Source organism: Acidovorax sp. SRB_24 (genome assembly GCF_012931925.1).
Genome location: NZ_MWOM01000088.1, coordinates 1 through 14,360, shown reverse-complemented (window position 1 = coordinate 14,360; position 14,360 = coordinate 1). Strand labels below are relative to the sequence as shown.

At 69.8% G+C, this 14,360-nt stretch carries 15 protein-coding genes; 12 read left to right on the top strand and 3 right to left on the bottom strand.

Going from position 1 to position 14,360, the window contains the following annotated elements:
- Window positions 1-293 precede the first annotated feature (293 nt).
- The 8 genes from trpE (at window position 294) to B2J89_RS19290 (ending at window position 6,318) form a co-directional block, all read left to right on the top strand.
- Complete coding sequence (trpE, locus tag B2J89_RS19325; protein ID WP_169170449.1) at window positions 294-1,793, top strand: anthranilate synthase component I; 1,500 nt, start codon at window positions 294-296, stop codon at window positions 1,791-1,793.
- Window positions 1,793-2,122: a chorismate mutase gene (locus tag B2J89_RS19320; protein ID WP_169170451.1), complete on the top strand. Its 330-nt coding sequence runs from the start codon at window positions 1,793-1,795 to the stop codon at window positions 2,120-2,122. Before trpE ends, B2J89_RS19320 begins: the two co-directional genes overlap by 1 nt.
- Before the next feature lie 5 nt (window positions 2,123-2,127).
- Window positions 2,128-2,712: an aminodeoxychorismate/anthranilate synthase component II gene (locus B2J89_RS19315; RefSeq protein WP_169170448.1), complete on the top strand. Its 585-nt coding sequence runs from the start codon at window positions 2,128-2,130 to the stop codon at window positions 2,710-2,712.
- A gap of 103 nt (window positions 2,713-2,815) precedes the next feature.
- On the top strand, window positions 2,816-3,466 hold the full coding sequence (locus tag B2J89_RS19310) for a LysE family translocator (protein WP_169170447.1): 651 nt from the start codon (window positions 2,816-2,818) through the stop codon (window positions 3,464-3,466).
- A gap of 31 nt (window positions 3,467-3,497) precedes the next feature.
- Window positions 3,498-4,532 carry an anthranilate phosphoribosyltransferase gene (gene trpD, locus B2J89_RS19305; protein WP_169170446.1) on the top strand — a complete coding sequence of 345 codons (1,035 nt, stop codon included), beginning with the start codon at window positions 3,498-3,500 and terminating at the stop codon, window positions 4,530-4,532.
- Window positions 4,532-4,717 carry a hypothetical protein gene (locus B2J89_RS19300; RefSeq protein WP_169170436.1) on the top strand — a complete coding sequence of 62 codons (186 nt, stop codon included), beginning with the start codon at window positions 4,532-4,534 and terminating at the stop codon, window positions 4,715-4,717. Before trpD ends, B2J89_RS19300 begins: the two co-directional genes overlap by 1 nt.
- The gene (gene trpC, locus B2J89_RS19295; RefSeq protein WP_169170445.1) at window positions 4,714-5,514 is read left to right on the top strand and encodes an indole-3-glycerol phosphate synthase TrpC; all 801 of its coding nucleotides are present in this window, start codon (window positions 4,714-4,716) and stop codon (window positions 5,512-5,514) included. Before B2J89_RS19300 ends, trpC begins: the two co-directional genes overlap by 4 nt.
- Before the next feature lie 60 nt (window positions 5,515-5,574).
- Window positions 5,575-6,318, top strand: coding sequence for a uracil-DNA glycosylase (locus tag B2J89_RS19290; RefSeq protein WP_169170525.1), 744 nt, complete (start codon window positions 5,575-5,577; stop codon window positions 6,316-6,318).
- Here the strand turns inward: B2J89_RS19290 and B2J89_RS19285 are convergent.
- Entirely contained in the window at window positions 6,245-7,231 is a 987-nt protein-coding gene (locus B2J89_RS19285; RefSeq protein ID WP_169170524.1) for a LysR family transcriptional regulator, read from the bottom strand. The two genes, B2J89_RS19290 and B2J89_RS19285, sit on opposite strands and share 74 nt — an antisense overlap.
- 187 nt (window positions 7,232-7,418) lie before the next feature.
- Between B2J89_RS19285 and B2J89_RS19280 the strand changes: the two genes are divergently transcribed.
- Window positions 7,419-8,402: a tripartite tricarboxylate transporter substrate binding protein gene (locus tag B2J89_RS19280; protein WP_169170441.1), complete on the top strand. Its 984-nt coding sequence runs from the start codon at window positions 7,419-7,421 to the stop codon at window positions 8,400-8,402.
- A gap of 10 nt (window positions 8,403-8,412) precedes the next feature.
- The gene (locus tag B2J89_RS19275) at window positions 8,413-10,041 is read left to right on the top strand and encodes a gamma-glutamyltransferase family protein (RefSeq protein ID WP_305792658.1); all 1,629 of its coding nucleotides are present in this window, start codon (window positions 8,413-8,415) and stop codon (window positions 10,039-10,041) included.
- A gap of 79 nt (window positions 10,042-10,120) precedes the next feature.
- On the opposite strand, the gene B2J89_RS19270 is transcribed toward B2J89_RS19275, so the two are convergent.
- On the bottom strand, window positions 10,121-11,026 hold the full coding sequence (locus tag B2J89_RS19270) for a DMT family transporter (RefSeq protein WP_371809098.1): 906 nt from the start codon (window positions 11,024-11,026) through the stop codon (window positions 10,121-10,123).
- A 180-nt stretch (window positions 11,027-11,206) separates the two neighbouring features.
- The gene (gene queA / locus B2J89_RS19265; protein ID WP_169170439.1) at window positions 11,207-12,307 is read right to left on the bottom strand and encodes a tRNA preQ1(34) S-adenosylmethionine ribosyltransferase-isomerase QueA; all 1,101 of its coding nucleotides are present in this window, start codon (window positions 12,305-12,307) and stop codon (window positions 11,207-11,209) included.
- Between the two features lie 198 nt (window positions 12,308-12,505).
- Between queA and B2J89_RS19260 the strand changes: the two genes are divergently transcribed.
- Complete coding sequence (locus B2J89_RS19260; protein ID WP_169170438.1) at window positions 12,506-13,270, top strand: ParA family protein; 765 nt, start codon at window positions 12,506-12,508, stop codon at window positions 13,268-13,270.
- Window positions 13,271-13,317: 47 nt separating this feature from the next.
- Window positions 13,318-14,360, top strand: a 1,043-nt coding sequence (locus B2J89_RS19255; protein ID WP_169170437.1) for a diguanylate cyclase domain-containing protein, incomplete at its 3' end; no start/stop codon positions are given.

Sequence of the window (14,360 nt, the reverse complement as noted above, 5' to 3'; positions counted from 1 at the left end):
AGGGTTTGCCAGAGGGTGCGCCGGCATGGCGCCGCGCCGAAGCGGCAGGTGGGAGGCGGGAGAGGGCGGTGGCGCCTGCCCCATTTGCTACACTTTGGCCCATGTTCATTCACCGCGTGTTCACCACAGGTCGCAGCGACCGGGGAGCCTGGCCCTGGCGCAAGCCTGTCCGCCTGAACCCCTGATGGCACGCTGGTCCCCCAGCGTGCACCCGTGGCCCCACCGGGGCCAACCGAATGAACCGCGGCGCCCCTGGCACAGGGAGACGCGCCGCCCGAGCTGGGAGCCTTCCCTTGATCACCGAACTTGAATTCAAAAGCCTGGCCCGCGAAGGCTACAACCGCATTCCGCTGATGGCGGAAGCCTTCGCTGACCTGGAGACCCCGCTGTCGCTGTACCTGAAACTCGCGCACAGCAAGGACGGCGGAAAATACAGCTTTCTGCTCGAATCCGTCGTCGGCGGCGAGCGCTTTGGCCGCTACAGCTTCATCGGCCTGCCGGCGCGCACGCTGCTGCGCTCGCGCGGCTTCGGCGCCACCGCCGTCACCGAGGTCGTGACCGACGGCCAGGTGGTCGAGCGCGCGCCGGGCAACCCGCTCGACTTCGTGGCCGACTACCAGAAGCGCTTCAAGGTCGCGCTGCGCCCCGGGCTGCCGCGCTTCTGCGGCGGGCTGGCCGGCTACTTTGGCTACGACGCCGTGCGCCACATCGAGAAAAAGCTCGAAACCTCGTGCCCGCCCGATGCGCTCGACATGCCCGACATCCTGCTGCTGCAGTGCGAAGAGCTGGCCGTCATCGACAACCTCTCGGGCAAGCTCTACCTGATCGTCTACGCCGACCCGGCGCGCCCCGAGGCCTACAGCAACGCCAAGAAGCGTCTGCGCGAGCTGCGCGAGCAGCTCAAGTACTCGGTCAGCGCGCCGCAGGTGCAGGCCTCGCAAAGCTACCCCGCGCAGCGCGACTTCGCCAAGGCCGACTACATCGCCGCCGTCGAACGCGCCAAGGAGCTGATCGCCGCGGGCGACTTCATGCAGGTGCAGGTGGGCCAGCGCATCCACAAGCGCTACACCGAGTCGCCGCTTTCGCTGTACCGCGCGCTGCGCTCGCTCAACCCCTCGCCCTACATGTACTACTACCACTTCGGCGACAGCCATGTGGTGGGCGCGAGCCCCGAGATCCTGGTGCGCCAGGAGCGCACGCCCGACGGGCAGAAGGTGACGATCCGCCCGCTCGCCGGCACGCGCCCGCGCGGCGCCACGCCCGAGCTCGACAAGGCCGCCGAGGTCGAGCTGGTCAACGACCCGAAGGAGCGCGCCGAGCACGTGATGCTGATCGACCTGGCGCGCAACGACATCGGCCGCATCGCCCAGACCGGCAGCGTCAAGGTGACCGAGGCCTTTGCCGTCGAGCGCTACAGCCACGTGATGCACATCGTCAGCAACGTCGAGGGCCTGCTGCACGAGGGCATGACCAGCATGGACGTGCTCAAGGCGACGTTTCCGGCCGGCACGCTCACGGGCGCGCCCAAGGTGCACGCGATGGAGCTCATCGACCGGCTCGAGCCGACCAAGCGCGGCCTCTATGGCGGCGCCTGCGGCTACCTGAGCTATGCCGGCGACATGGACCTGGCGATCGCGATCCGCACCGGCATCGTCAAGGACGGCCAGCTCTATGTGCAGGCCGCGGCCGGCGTGGTCGCCGACTCGGTGCCCGAGCTCGAATGGAAAGAAACCGAACACAAGGCGCGCGCGCTGCTGCGCGCCGCCGAACTCGTTGAAGAAGGACTGGAATGATGACCCGCGCGATCGATAACACACAGCACTGCACCACCATGGACGACGTGCGCCGCCACATCGACGCGCTCGACGATGTGCTGGTGCCGCTCCTGGTCACGCGCGGCGGCTACATGACGCAGGCCGCGCGCATCAAGCAGGACGAGAACCAGGTGCGCGACGAAGAGCGCATCGAGGCCATCGTGGCGCGCGTGCGCGAGCGTGCGGCGCTCGAGGGCGGTGAGCCCGACGTGATCGAGGCCATCTACCGCAGCATGATGGAGGCCTATATCGCCTTCGAACACCGCGAATTCGCGCGCCAGCGCGGGTCCGCGCACACACCGGGGTGAGCGCCATGCAACTGTTGATGATCGACAACTACGACAGCTTTACCTACAACATCGTGCAGTACTTCGGTGAGCTCGGTGCCCAGGTCGAGGTGCGCCGCAACGACGAGATCACCGTGGCCGAGATCGAGGCGCGCCTGGCTGCCGGCCGTCTCGACCGCCTCGTCGTCTCACCCGGTCCGTGCTCGCCGCAGGAGGCCGGCATCTCGGTCGCGGCGATCCGGCACTTTGCCGGCAAGCTGCCGATTCTGGGCGTGTGCCTGGGCCACCAGGCGATCGGCGCGGCGTTCGGCGGCACGATCGTGCGCGCCCAGCAGCTCATGCACGGCAAGACCAGCACCATCACGACCACGCAAAAAGGCGTGTTCGCTGGCCTGCCCGAGCAGTTCACGGTGAACCGCTACCACTCGTTATCGATAGAGCGTGCCAGCTGCCCCGAGGTGCTCGAGATCACCGCCTGGACCGACGACGGCGAGATCATGGGCGTGCGCCACAAAACGCTGGCCATCCAGGGCGTGCAGTTCCACCCCGAGAGCATCCTGACCGAGCACGGCCACGCCATGCTGCGCAACTTCCTCGAGCAGCGCGCATGACGCGTGCTTCGGTATTTGTAGCTGTCAGCGCTTGATGGGCAAGCGTTTGGGGACAAAATGACCGGTATCTTCTACCGCGCACCCCGCGCCTGAACGACGCGCCATGGCCACCGAACCATTGCTGCTCTTCATCGCCGCCGGCCTGCTGCTCAACCTCACGCCGGGGCCCGATGTGCTCTACATCGTGGCGAACGCGCTGCGCTCCGGCGCGCGCGCCGGCATGGTGGCGGCCTGCGGCATCACGGCGGGCTGCTTTGTGCACATCTTCGCGGCGGCCCTGGGCGTGAGCGCGCTGCTGGCGGCGTCGGGCACGGCGTTCACGCTGCTCAAGTGGGTGGGCGCGGCCTACCTGGTCTATGTGGGCCTGCGCATGCTGCTGGCACCCGCCCCGGCGGCTATCTCATCAGGAGCTGCCGGCGCAGGCACAGAAAGCGCGGCAGCGCTCAAAGGCATCTTTTTACGCGGCTTCTGGACGAATGCGCTCAACCCCAAGGTGGTGCTGTTCTTCCTCGCGTTCGTGCCGCAGTTCATCGCACCGGGCACGCCGCACAAGCCGCTGGCTTTCTTGCTGCTGGGCCTGCTGTTCAACTTCAATGGCTTGTGGGTCAACCTCGGCTGGGCGCTGGCCGCCGCCTGGCTGGGCCGGCACGCCGGCCGCGTGGCGCGCGCTCTGCACTGGCTCGAACGCGGAGCCGGCCTGCTGTTCGTCGGCTTTGGCGCCCGGCTCGCGCTGAGCGACGCGCCCGCCGCCTGATTTCTTCCACCTTTATTGCGCAGGGAACCCCATGCAAATCACCCCCCAGGAGGCGCTGCAGCGCACCATCGAACACCGCGAAATCTTCCACGACGAGATGCTGCATCTGATGCGCATGATCATGAAGGGCGAGCTCTCGCCCGTCATGACGGCGGCCATCATCACCGGCCTGCGCGTGAAGAAGGAAACCATCGGCGAGATCACCGCCGCCGCGCAGGTGATGCGCGAGTTCTGTACCAAGGTGCCGGTGCAGGACGCCACGCACCTCGTCGACATCGTCGGCACGGGCGGCGACGGCGCCAACACCTTCAACATCTCGACCTGCGCGATGTTCGTCGCCGCTGCCGCCGGCGCCAAGACCGCCAAGCACGGCGGGCGCAGCGTCTCGAGCAAATCGGGCAGCGCCGATGTGATGGACGCGCTGGGCGTGCACATCAACCTCGCGCCGGCCGCCATTGCGCAGTGCATTGCCGAGGTCGGCATCGGCTTCATGTTCGCGCCCAACCACCACCCGGCCATGAAGAACGTGGCGCCGGTGCGCAAGGAGCTGGGCGTGCGCACGCTGTTCAACATCCTCGGCCCGCTGACCAACCCGGCCGGCGCGCCGAATATCCTGATGGGCGTGTTCCACCCCGACCTCGTCGGCATCCAGGTGCGCGCGCTGCAGCGCCTGGGCGCCGAGCACGCCATCGTGGTCTATGGCCGCGACGGCATGGACGAGATCAGCCTGGGGGCCGCCACGCTGGTGGGCGAGCTCAAGAACGGCCAGGTCAGCGAGTACGAAATCCATCCCGAGGACTTCGGCCTGAGCATGTCCAGCAACCGCGCCTTCAAGGTCGAAACGCCCGAGCAGTCGCGCGACATGCTGCTGTCCGTGCTGCAAGGCCAGCCGGGCGCGGCCAGCGACATCGTCTGCCTCAACGCCGGCGCGGCGCTGTACGCTGCCGGCGTGGCCGGCTCGATCCAGGATGGCCTGGACCGCGCGCGCGCGGCGCTGGCCTCGGGCGCGGCGCACGCCAAGCTCGCTGAGCTGGTCGCGCGCACGCACGCGCTGGCGGCAGCCTGATGGCTCACCCGCTGTGGAGCGACCCCGGAACCTGGATCGCGCTGGGCGCCACCGCCGTCTCGGTGGCGGTCGGCGTGGCCATGTCGGTGGTGTTCCGCCGCATCCTGCGCCGGCCGCCGCCTGCGCCGCCTTCCCCCGAATCTTCCGCACACCCCGCAGACCCTGAAAGGCGCGAAACCCCATGAACGATATTCTGAAAAAGATCGTCGCCGTCAAGCACGAAGAAGTCGCCGCAGCGCAAAAGCGCCTGCCGCTGGCCGCCATGCGCGCCGACGCCGAGAGCCGCGTGCTCACGCGCGATTTTGTCGGCGCACTGCGCGCCAAGATCGCCAGGAACCAGGCGGCCGTGATCGCCGAAATCAAGAAGGCCAGCCCGAGCAAGGGCGTCATCCGCGCCGACTTCGAACCCGCCGACATCGCCCAGAGCTATGCCGAGGGCGACGGCGTGGTCAGCGCGGCCTGTCTTTCGGTGCTGACTGACCGGCAGTTCTTCCAGGGCAGCACCGACTACCTCAAGCAGGCGCGCGCCAGCTGCCAGCTGCCGGTGCTGCGCAAGGACTTCATGGTCGACGCCTACCAGATCTACGAGTCGCGCGCCATGGGCGCCGATGCCGTGCTGTTGATCGCCGCCAGCCTCGATGACGCGCAGATGCAGGACTTCGAGGCCATCGCGCGCGACCTCGACATGGCCGTGCTGGTCGAGGTGCACGACCGCGCCGAGCTCGACCGCGCGCTGCGCCTGAAGACCGAGCTGGTCGGCATCAACAACCGCAACCTGCGCACCTTCGAGGTCACGCTGCAGACCACGCTGGACATGCTGTCGGACGTGCCGAAAGACCGCCTGCTCGTCACCGAGTCGGGCATCCTCGCGCCGCAGGACGTCAAGACCATGCGCGACGCCGGCGTGCAGGCCTTCCTCGTCGGCGAGGCCTTCATGCGCGCCGACGACCCGGGCACGGCGCTGGCGCAGCTGTTTGCCTGAATGCACCTGAATTCATAGCTGTAATCGTAAGCTACATAAGCGCTGGAGGCCATTTTGACCATGAATGATCTGCCCCACCCCGGCGCCGGTGGCGCCACGCAGCTGCAAACCGCGAACCCGGCCGACTGGCCCGTGGCGCCCGGCTGGCAGCCGCTGGTCGGTGATTTTTTTGCCAGCGCCACCGGCCAGCGCCTGTGCGCGTTCCTGCAGGCGCGGCTCGGTGCGGGCGCGGTGGTGTTTCCGCCGCGGCCGCTGCGCGCGCTCGAACTCACGCCGCCCGATCAGGTGCGCGTCGTGATCCTCGGCCAGGACCCGTACCACGGCCGCGGCCAGGCCGAGGGGCTGGCGTTTTCGGTCGCGCCGGGCGTGCGCCTGCCGCCTTCGCTGCGCAACATCTTCAAGGAAATCGAGCGCGACCTGGGCACGCCGCCGCCGGCCTTTCCGAACCCCGGCGGCAGCCTGGTCAAGTGGGCGCAGAACGGCGTGCTGCTGCTCAACACCACGCTGACGGTGGAAGAGGGCCGGCCCGCGAGCCACGCCGGCAAGGGCTGGGAGGTGCTGACCGACGCCGTGATCGCGCAGGTCGCCGAGGGCCCGCGCCCGGTGGTGTTCATGCTCTGGGGCGCGCACGCGCAAAGTAAGCGCGCCCTGATCCCCGCAGACCGCGGCCACCTGGTGCTGTGCGCCAACCACCCCTCGCCACTGTCGGCGCTGCGCCCGCCGGTGCCGTTCATCGGCTGCGGGCACTTCGGCCGGGCGCGGGCGTTTCGCCAGGCGCAGGCGCACACGCCGCCGCCGCACTGACGTCCTGCGGCCCCGGCAGCCGTTCGGACAGCAGCGCCAGGAAAGCCTGCGCCGCCACCGGCAGGCTGCGCCCAGCCAGGGTCTGCACCTCGACGTCGCGCAGGTCCATGCCCTCGTCGCTCACGGGCCGGGCCGCGAGGGCGCCCGAGGCCATCAGGTGGCGTGCCGCGATTTCGCTCGACAAGGCCACGCCGCCGCCCTGCACCACGAAGTTCATCAGGGTCTGCACATGGTTGCTCACGAGCACCGGCTGCAGCCGCAGGCCCTGGCGGCTGCAGGCCATGTCGATCATTTGCCGCACCGTGGTCTCGGGCGGCGGCAGCCCCAGCGCGTGCGGGACCAGGTGCGCCAGGGTGAGCCGCGGCTGGCAGGCCAGCGGGTGCTGCGGCGGCAGCAGCGCCAGCACCGGCGCGCTCTGGCGGTAGACCACCACGACGTCCTTGTGCGGCGCGCTGCTGAAGCACAGGCCGATATCGACCGCGCCGCTGCGCACCGCCGCCGGAACCATGGCCGTGGGCAGGGACTGCACGCTGAACTGGATGCCCTGGTGCAGGCGCTGGAAATCCACGCAAAGGCGCGGCACCAGGTCGTTCGCAAAGGCGTCCGAGGTGGCCAGGCGCACCTGTCCGGCGTGCAGGCCCTGCAGGGCGCCGATCTCGCCCAGCGCGCGTTCGGCATCGAGCCCGGTGCGGCGCGCATGGCGGGCCAGGATGTCGCCCGCCGCGGTGAGCACCATGCCGCGCGGATGGCGTTCGAACAGGGACGTGCCCAACTGGCTCTCGAGGCCGGCGATCTGCCGACTCAGCGCCGAGGCCGCCACATGCAGCCGCTCGGACGCGAGCGTCAATGAGCCGCTGTGCGCCACTTCGAGAAAGTAGCGCAGCGCCGTGTCGAGCAGGAGGTGGGGTCGCATGGCGGGTCGCAGTGTGTTGCTGATCGGAGATGGAAAGTATCGATCGGTTTGCTGTTTCGGCAAACCTGTTTGCCTATTTGCTGGTGGTCATCGGCATGGCGCATTTCTAAGATAGGCCGTGATAACTACCTTGGCTCGGCCTGGCGGCCGGCTGCGTGCCCCGATCCATCCTTTCTGGAGTGTTTCCATGCGTTTGTTTTCCTCGCGCCACGGTGCGCTGGCGGTGTCCTTGTGCGTGGCGCTGGCGGCAGGGGCCCATGCGCAGTCCGCGTGGCCGGACAAGCCGGTACGGGTGATCGTGCCGTTTCCGGCCAGTGGCGCCACGGACCTGGTGGCGCGTGTGGTCACGCAGCGCGTGGCGGCCGACCTGGGCCAGCAGATGGTGGTGGACAACCGCCCGGGGGCCGGCGGCACCATCGGCACGGCCGAGGCCGCCAAGGCGCCGGCCGACGGCTACACGCTGCTGCTGACCACGAGCAGCACGCATGCGATATCGCCGCACCTTCTGCCGCGCCTGGCCTACGACGCGCGCAAGGATTTCACCCCGGTCGTGCACCTGGCCGACGCGCCCAGCGTGGTGCTGGTCAACCCGTCGCTGCCGGTCAAGACCGTGGCGGAGCTGGTCGCATACGGCAAAGCCCATCCCGGCAAGCTCAACTACGCCACCAGCGGCAACGGCACCATCGTGCACCTCAATTCCGCCGCCTTCAGCGCGCAGGCGGGCATCGAGATGACGCATGTGCCCTACAAGGGCACGGCGCTGGCCATCCCCGATCTGGTGGCCGGCCAGGTGCATGTGCTGTTCGACTCCTTGCCCACCGGCATGCCGCATGCGCGCAGCGGCCGCTTGCGCGCCCTGGCCGTGACCAGTGAAAAGCGCACGGCGCTGGCGCCCGAGCTGCCCACCCTGGCCGAATCGGGCCTGCCTGGCTATTCTTCGGTGACGTGGTTTGGCGTGTACCTGCCGGCCGGTGCGCCGCCCGCTCTGGTCAGTCGCGTGCACCAGGCTTTTGCTAAGGCCATGCTGGCGCCCGAGGTGGCTGCCAGCCTGGCCAAGCTGGGGGTCGAGCCTGCGGCGCCCAGCAGCCCGGCACAGTTCGGCGCCATGGTGCAGACCGACAGCGCGCGCTGGGCCAGCGTCATCCGCCAGCACAAGATCACGTTGGAATGAAAGGCCTGCCATGAACGACCGCACCTTGCCGCTCCACGCCAGTCCCTCCGCCATGGACTGGGCGCTGCCTTATGCCTCCCAGCGCAGCGCGGTGATGGGGCGCAACATCGTTTCCACCTCGCAGCCGCTGGCGGCCCAGGCCGGCCTGCGCATGCTGTTGGCCGGCGGCAACGCGGTGGATGCGGCGATTGCCGCGGCCATGGCGCTCACCGTGGTCGAGCCCACGGGCTGCGGCCTGGGCAGCGACGGTTTCGCCATCGTCTGGGACGGCCAGGAACTGCACGGCCTCAACGCCTCGGGCCGCTCACCTGCCGCGTGGACGCCGCAGTATTTCGCCGAGCGCGGTGGCATGCCCGAAAAGGGCTGGAATGCCGTCACCGTGCCCGGCGCCGTGTCGGCCTGGGTGGCGCTGTCCAAGCGCCTGGGCAAGCTGCCGTTCGCGCAGCTGGCGCAGCCCGCCATCGATTACGCGCGCCGCGGCTTTCCGGTCTCGCCGACCATCGCCCGGCTGTGGGCGCTGGGCGCTGCCAAGCTCGGCGCCCAGCCGGGCTTTGCCGAGTGCTTCCTGCCGGGCGGCCGCGCTCCGCGCGCGGGCGAGATGTTTCGCAGCGAAGCCCATGCGCGCACACTGGAGCTGATCGCCGCCACGGAGGGCGAGGCGTTCTACCGCGGCGATCTGGCCCGGCAGATGGTGGCCCACGCGCAGGCGCACGGCGGCGCCATGGCCCTGGACGACCTCGCTGCACACCGGGCCGACTGGGTCGGCACGGTGAGCCAGCGCTTCGGCGATTCGGTGGTGCACGAGATCCCGCCCAACGGCCAGGGCATCGCTACGCTGATGGCGCTGGGCATGCTCGATGCCGTGGGCGTCGGCCAGCAGCCGCTCGATGGTGTGGACAGCGTGCACCTGCAGATCGAGGCCATGAAGCTCGCGCTGGCCGACCTGCAGCAGTACAACGCCGACATCGATGCCATGCAGGTGGCGCCGGCCGATCTGCTCCATGCCGACTACCTGCGCGGCCGTGCGGCCCTCATCGATCCCGCGTGCGCGGGCGATCCGTCCTGCGGCGCGCCGCGCCCCGGCGGCACGGTGTACCTGGCGGCGGCGGACGCGTCCGGGATGATGGTGTCGTTCATCCAGTCCAACTACATGGGCTTTGGCTCGGGCGTGGTCGTGCCGGGCACGGGCATCAGCCTGCAGAACCGGGGCCATGGCTTCAATCTGGTTCCCGGCCATGCCAACGAAGTCGGCCCGCGCAAGCGGCCGTCCCACACCATCATTCCGGCCTTCGCCATGCACGCCGATGGCACGCCGCAAATGGCGTTTGGCGTCATGGGCGGACCCATGCAGTCGCAGGGCCACCTGCAGATGGCGCTGCGCGTGCTGCGCTATGGCCAGAACCCGCAGGCCGCGGCCGATGCGCCACGCTGGCGTGTCACGGGCGGCAAGGGCGTGGCCGTGGAGCCCCGCTTCGATCCGGCCGTGGTGGCCGGGCTGCGCGCGCGCGGCCACGAGGTCACGGTGGAAGAGGGCAACGGCGTCTTCGCCTTCGGCGGGGCCCAGCTGGTGCTGCGCGAGGGCGGGCACTATGTGGCCGGATCGGACCCGCGCAAGGACGGGTGCGCCGTGGCGTTCTGATGCTCTCAAAAAGAGAGCGTCCGGCGCTGGTGCGGCAAGCGCCAGCGCCGGATAGCGTCAGAAGACCGACGCCCGGCACCTAGCTGCGCCCGCGCACGCTGAGCCACACGCTGGCCAGGCCGCACAGCGTGATCGCGGCCATGCCGGCCAGGGACTGGGCGTCGGGCCTCTGGCCGAAGAACAGCCAGCCCATGGCCATCGCAAAGCCGATCTGGCTGTAGAGAAACGGCGCGATGGCGCCCGGCGTGGTGTGCGCATAGGCCTGCAGCAGCAGCAAATGGCCCACGCCGCTGCACGCCCCCATCACCGCCACGGCGGCCCAGACGGGCCCGTCGGGCACGCTCTGCCAGAACAGCGGCAGCAGCGGCGTGGTCGCCAGCAGCGGCAGCCAGGTCGTGTAGAGCTGGGTGGTGGTGGGCGGATCGAGCCGCGCCATGCGGCTGCCCAGCAGCTGGTAGGTGGTGCCGCACAGCAGCAGGCCCAGGGGCAGCAGGGCGCGCCAGCCCAGGGCCTGGCCGGCGCCCTCGGGCCGCACGATGGCGATCACGCTGGCCAGCCCCACCAGCAGCAGCCCCCAGCGCGCGGGGCTCACGCGTTCGCCGAACAGCCAGGCCGAGGCCACGACGATGAGCAGGGGCACGGCCGACCAGGTGGCGGTGAAGTTGGCCAGCGGCATGCTCTGGATGCAGAAGAAGGCGAAGACCGAGGTCAGAAAGCCGCTGGCCGCACGGCCGATCTGGAAGCGCGGGTGGGCCGTGCGCCAGGCGGCCCAGCCGTGGCGCGGCAGCACCATGGCCGTGGTCACCAGGGCCTGGGCCGCAAAGCGCAGCCACAGCACCATCAGCATGGGCAGCACCTGGCCGCTGAACTTGGTGGCGCTGTCCAGCAGCGCGAACAGGGCGCAGGCCGCGGTGGCCAGGGCGATGCCCCCCAGGGCGGAGCGGTGGGCCGCAGCGGCGGGCCTGAAAGTGCGGTCGGAGGTCACGGGGCAGGCAGACAGCCGGCGGCCCGAGGCCCCCGGCGGGGACCGGCGCGGGGAGCGCGGCGCAGGGCATTGTAGGGCGCGCCTGCTCATGAATCAGGAGCGCATGGCGCTGGTGGTGACTGCATTTCAACGCCATACGGCTTTCGTCGGTAGGCAGGGCAAGCGCCTGCCGCTCCTCTTTCAGGAGCGGTCGGACGGGAGGCGCTCCAGCAGCATGGCATCGCCATAGCTGAAGAAGCGGTAATGCTGGGCGATGGCGTGGCGGTACAGCTGCATGACATGCGCGTAGCCCGCGAAGGCCGAGACCAGCATCATCAGCGTGCTCTTGGGCAGGTGGAAGTTGGTCAGCAGCAGGTCCACCACCTGGAACCTGAAACCCGGCGTGATGAAGATGGCGGTGTCGCCCGAGGCCTGGCCGCTGCGCGCCCACGATTCGAGCGTGCGCACCGTCGTCGTGCCCACGGCCACGACGCGGCCGCCGCGCTGGCGGCAGCGCTCGAGCGCCGCGAGCGTGGCCAGCGGCACCTCGTACCACTCACTGTGCATCTGGTGCTCGGCCAGGTTCTCGGTCTTGACGGGCTGGAAGGTGCCGGCGCCCACGTGCAGCGTGACGCAGGCAGTGTCGATGCCGCGCGCGGCCAGATCGGCCAGCACGGTGGCGTCGAAGTGCAGTGCCGCGGTCGGTGCGGCCACGGCGCCGGGGGCGCGGGCGAACACGGTCTGGTAGCGCTCGCTGTCTGCGGCGGCGTCGGGGTCGTTGCCGCCTTGCTGCTGGCGCTCGATGTAGGGCGGCAGCGGCAGGTGGCCGTGGCGCTCCATCAGCTCCCAGGGCGTCTCGCCGGCCGGGCCGCGCAGCGCGAAGCGGAACAGCGGGCCGTCGCCGTCGGGCCAGCGGCCAAGCAGCAGCGCGTCAAAGCCGCCGCCGCGCAGGCCGCCCGCCATGTGCACCACGGTGCCGGGCGGGGGTTTCTTGCTGACCTTCATGTGGGCGACCACTTCGCCGCCCTCGAGCACACGCTCGATCAGCAGCTCGAGCTTGCCGCCGCTGGCCTTCTCTCCAAAGAGGCGCGCCTTGACGACGCGCGTGTCGTTGAACACCAGCAGGTCGCCCGCCCGCAGCAGGCCGGGCAGTTCCTTGAAGATGCGGTCCGCGGGCTGCGTGGCGCGGCCGTCGAGCAGGCGCGAGGCGCTGCGCTCGGGCGCGGGGTGCTGGGCGATGAGCTGGGGGGGGAGCGCGAAATCGAAGTCGCTGAGGGTGTAGGGGGGTGCCGTATCGGTCATGGGTGCTTGAGGGCCGGACAGGCCCGTGCCAAGGAAAAAGCGGTGGCAGCGGCGCGGCGCAAACCGCACGCCTGCGGGTGGGGGGCGATTGTCCCATGGCCGGTATCCCATAATTGCCTGCGACCGCGCGCCGTTGGGGCCGCGCCCGCACGGCCCGTTTTTCGGCGGCCCGCACACGCCACGCCACAAGGAACCTCCATGCCGCTCGTCGTTTTCAACCAGAAGGGTGGGGTGGGCAAGTCCACCATCGCATGCAACCTGGCCGCTATCAGCGCCCACCAGGGCCTGCGCACCCTGGTGATCGACCTGGACCCGCAGGGCAACTCGAGCGCCTACCTGCTGGGCGCCGCGCCGGCCGAGGACCAGCCCGGCGTGGCGCCGTTCTTCGAGCAGACGCTGGGCTTCAGCTTCACGCCGGCGCCGCCGTCCGCGTTCACCGTGCGCACGCCGTTCGAGGGCCTGGACCTGATGGCGTCGAGCGCGCGGCTCGACGAGCTGCAGGGCAAGCTCGAATCGCGCCACAAGATCTACAAGCTGCGCGAGGCGCTGGCGCAGCTGGGCCAGGACTACGACCGCATCTACATCGACACCCCGCCGGCGCTCAATTTCTACACCCGCTCGGCGCTCATGGGCGCGCGCGGCTGCCTGATCCCGTTCGACTGCGACGACTTCTCGCGCCAGGCGCTCTACACGCTGCTGGCCAACGTGCAGGAGATCCGCGCCGACCACAACCCCCAGCTGGCGATCAAGGGCATCGTGGTCAACCAGTTCCAGGCGCGCGCCAAGCTGCCCCAGCGGCTCGTGCAGGAGCTGCTCGACGAGGGCCTGCCGGTGCTGCAGCCCTACCTGCCGCAGTCGGTCAAGGTGCGCGAATCGCACCAGCTGGCGCGGCCCATGATCCACCTCGACCCCGGGCACAAGCTCACGCAGGCGCTGGTGGCGATCCACGGCGTGCTCGCATAGCCGCCGCCATACTGGGAATTCACACTGTCAAAGAAGGGCTTGAGCGCGTGGAAACTTTCGTCTGGGACCAGCATTTCGTGACCGGCCTGCCCGATGTGGACGAGCAGCACCGGGGCCTGGTGGACCTGTTCAACGAGCTCAGCCGCTCGCTGTTCGTCTCGGAGGCCGACACCGATCCCGGCGCCGGCCGCGAAGCGCTGCTGCGCGGCATCTTCGAGCGCCTGGTGGCCTACACCGAATACCACTTCAGCGAGGAAGAGGCCCTGATGCACAGTGCCGGCGTCGATGCGCGGCACACCGAGGCGCACGTGGCGCTGCACCGGCAGTTCGTGCAGCAGGTGCACACCTTTTGGGCCACGCGCGCCACCATGGCCGCGCCGGCCGAATCCATCGTCCACTTCTTGACCGCATGGCTGGGCCTGCACATCCTGGGCATCGACCAGTCGCTGGCGCGCCAGATCGCGGCCATCGCGCAGGGCCTGCCGGCCGCCCAGGCCTATGAGCGCGAGATGTCGGCGCACGACAACAGCACGCAGGTGCTGCTGAAGATGATCGGCAAGCTCTACCAGGTGCTGTCGGCGCAGAACGACGAGCTGGTGCAGGCCAACCAGCGCCTCGAAGACCGCGTCGCGCAGCGCACGGCCGAGCTGGCGCAGGCCAACGTCGCGCTGCAGCAGGCCAACGAACGGCTCGAGGCCTATGCCCGCACCGACGGGCTGCTGCAGGTGGCCAACCGCAGCTGCTTCGACGACCGCCTGGCGCAGGCCTGTGCGAGCGCGTTCCGGCGCCAGGTGCCGCTCGGTCTGCTGATGATCGACGTCGACGATTTCAAGCGCTACAACGACCAGTTCGGCCACCCCGCGGGCGATGCCTGCCTGCAGGCCGTGGCCCGTGCGGTGCAGCATGCGATGCAGCGCAGCACCGACCTGGTGGCCCGCTACGGCGGTGAGGAGCTGGCCGTCCTCCTGCCCGACACCGATGCAGCCGGCGCCGCCGCCGTCGCCGCGCGCGTGGTGGCCGCCGTGGCGGCGCTGCGCCTGCCGCACCCGGCCTCGGTGGCGCCGCATGTCAGCGTGAGCGTGGGCGCGGT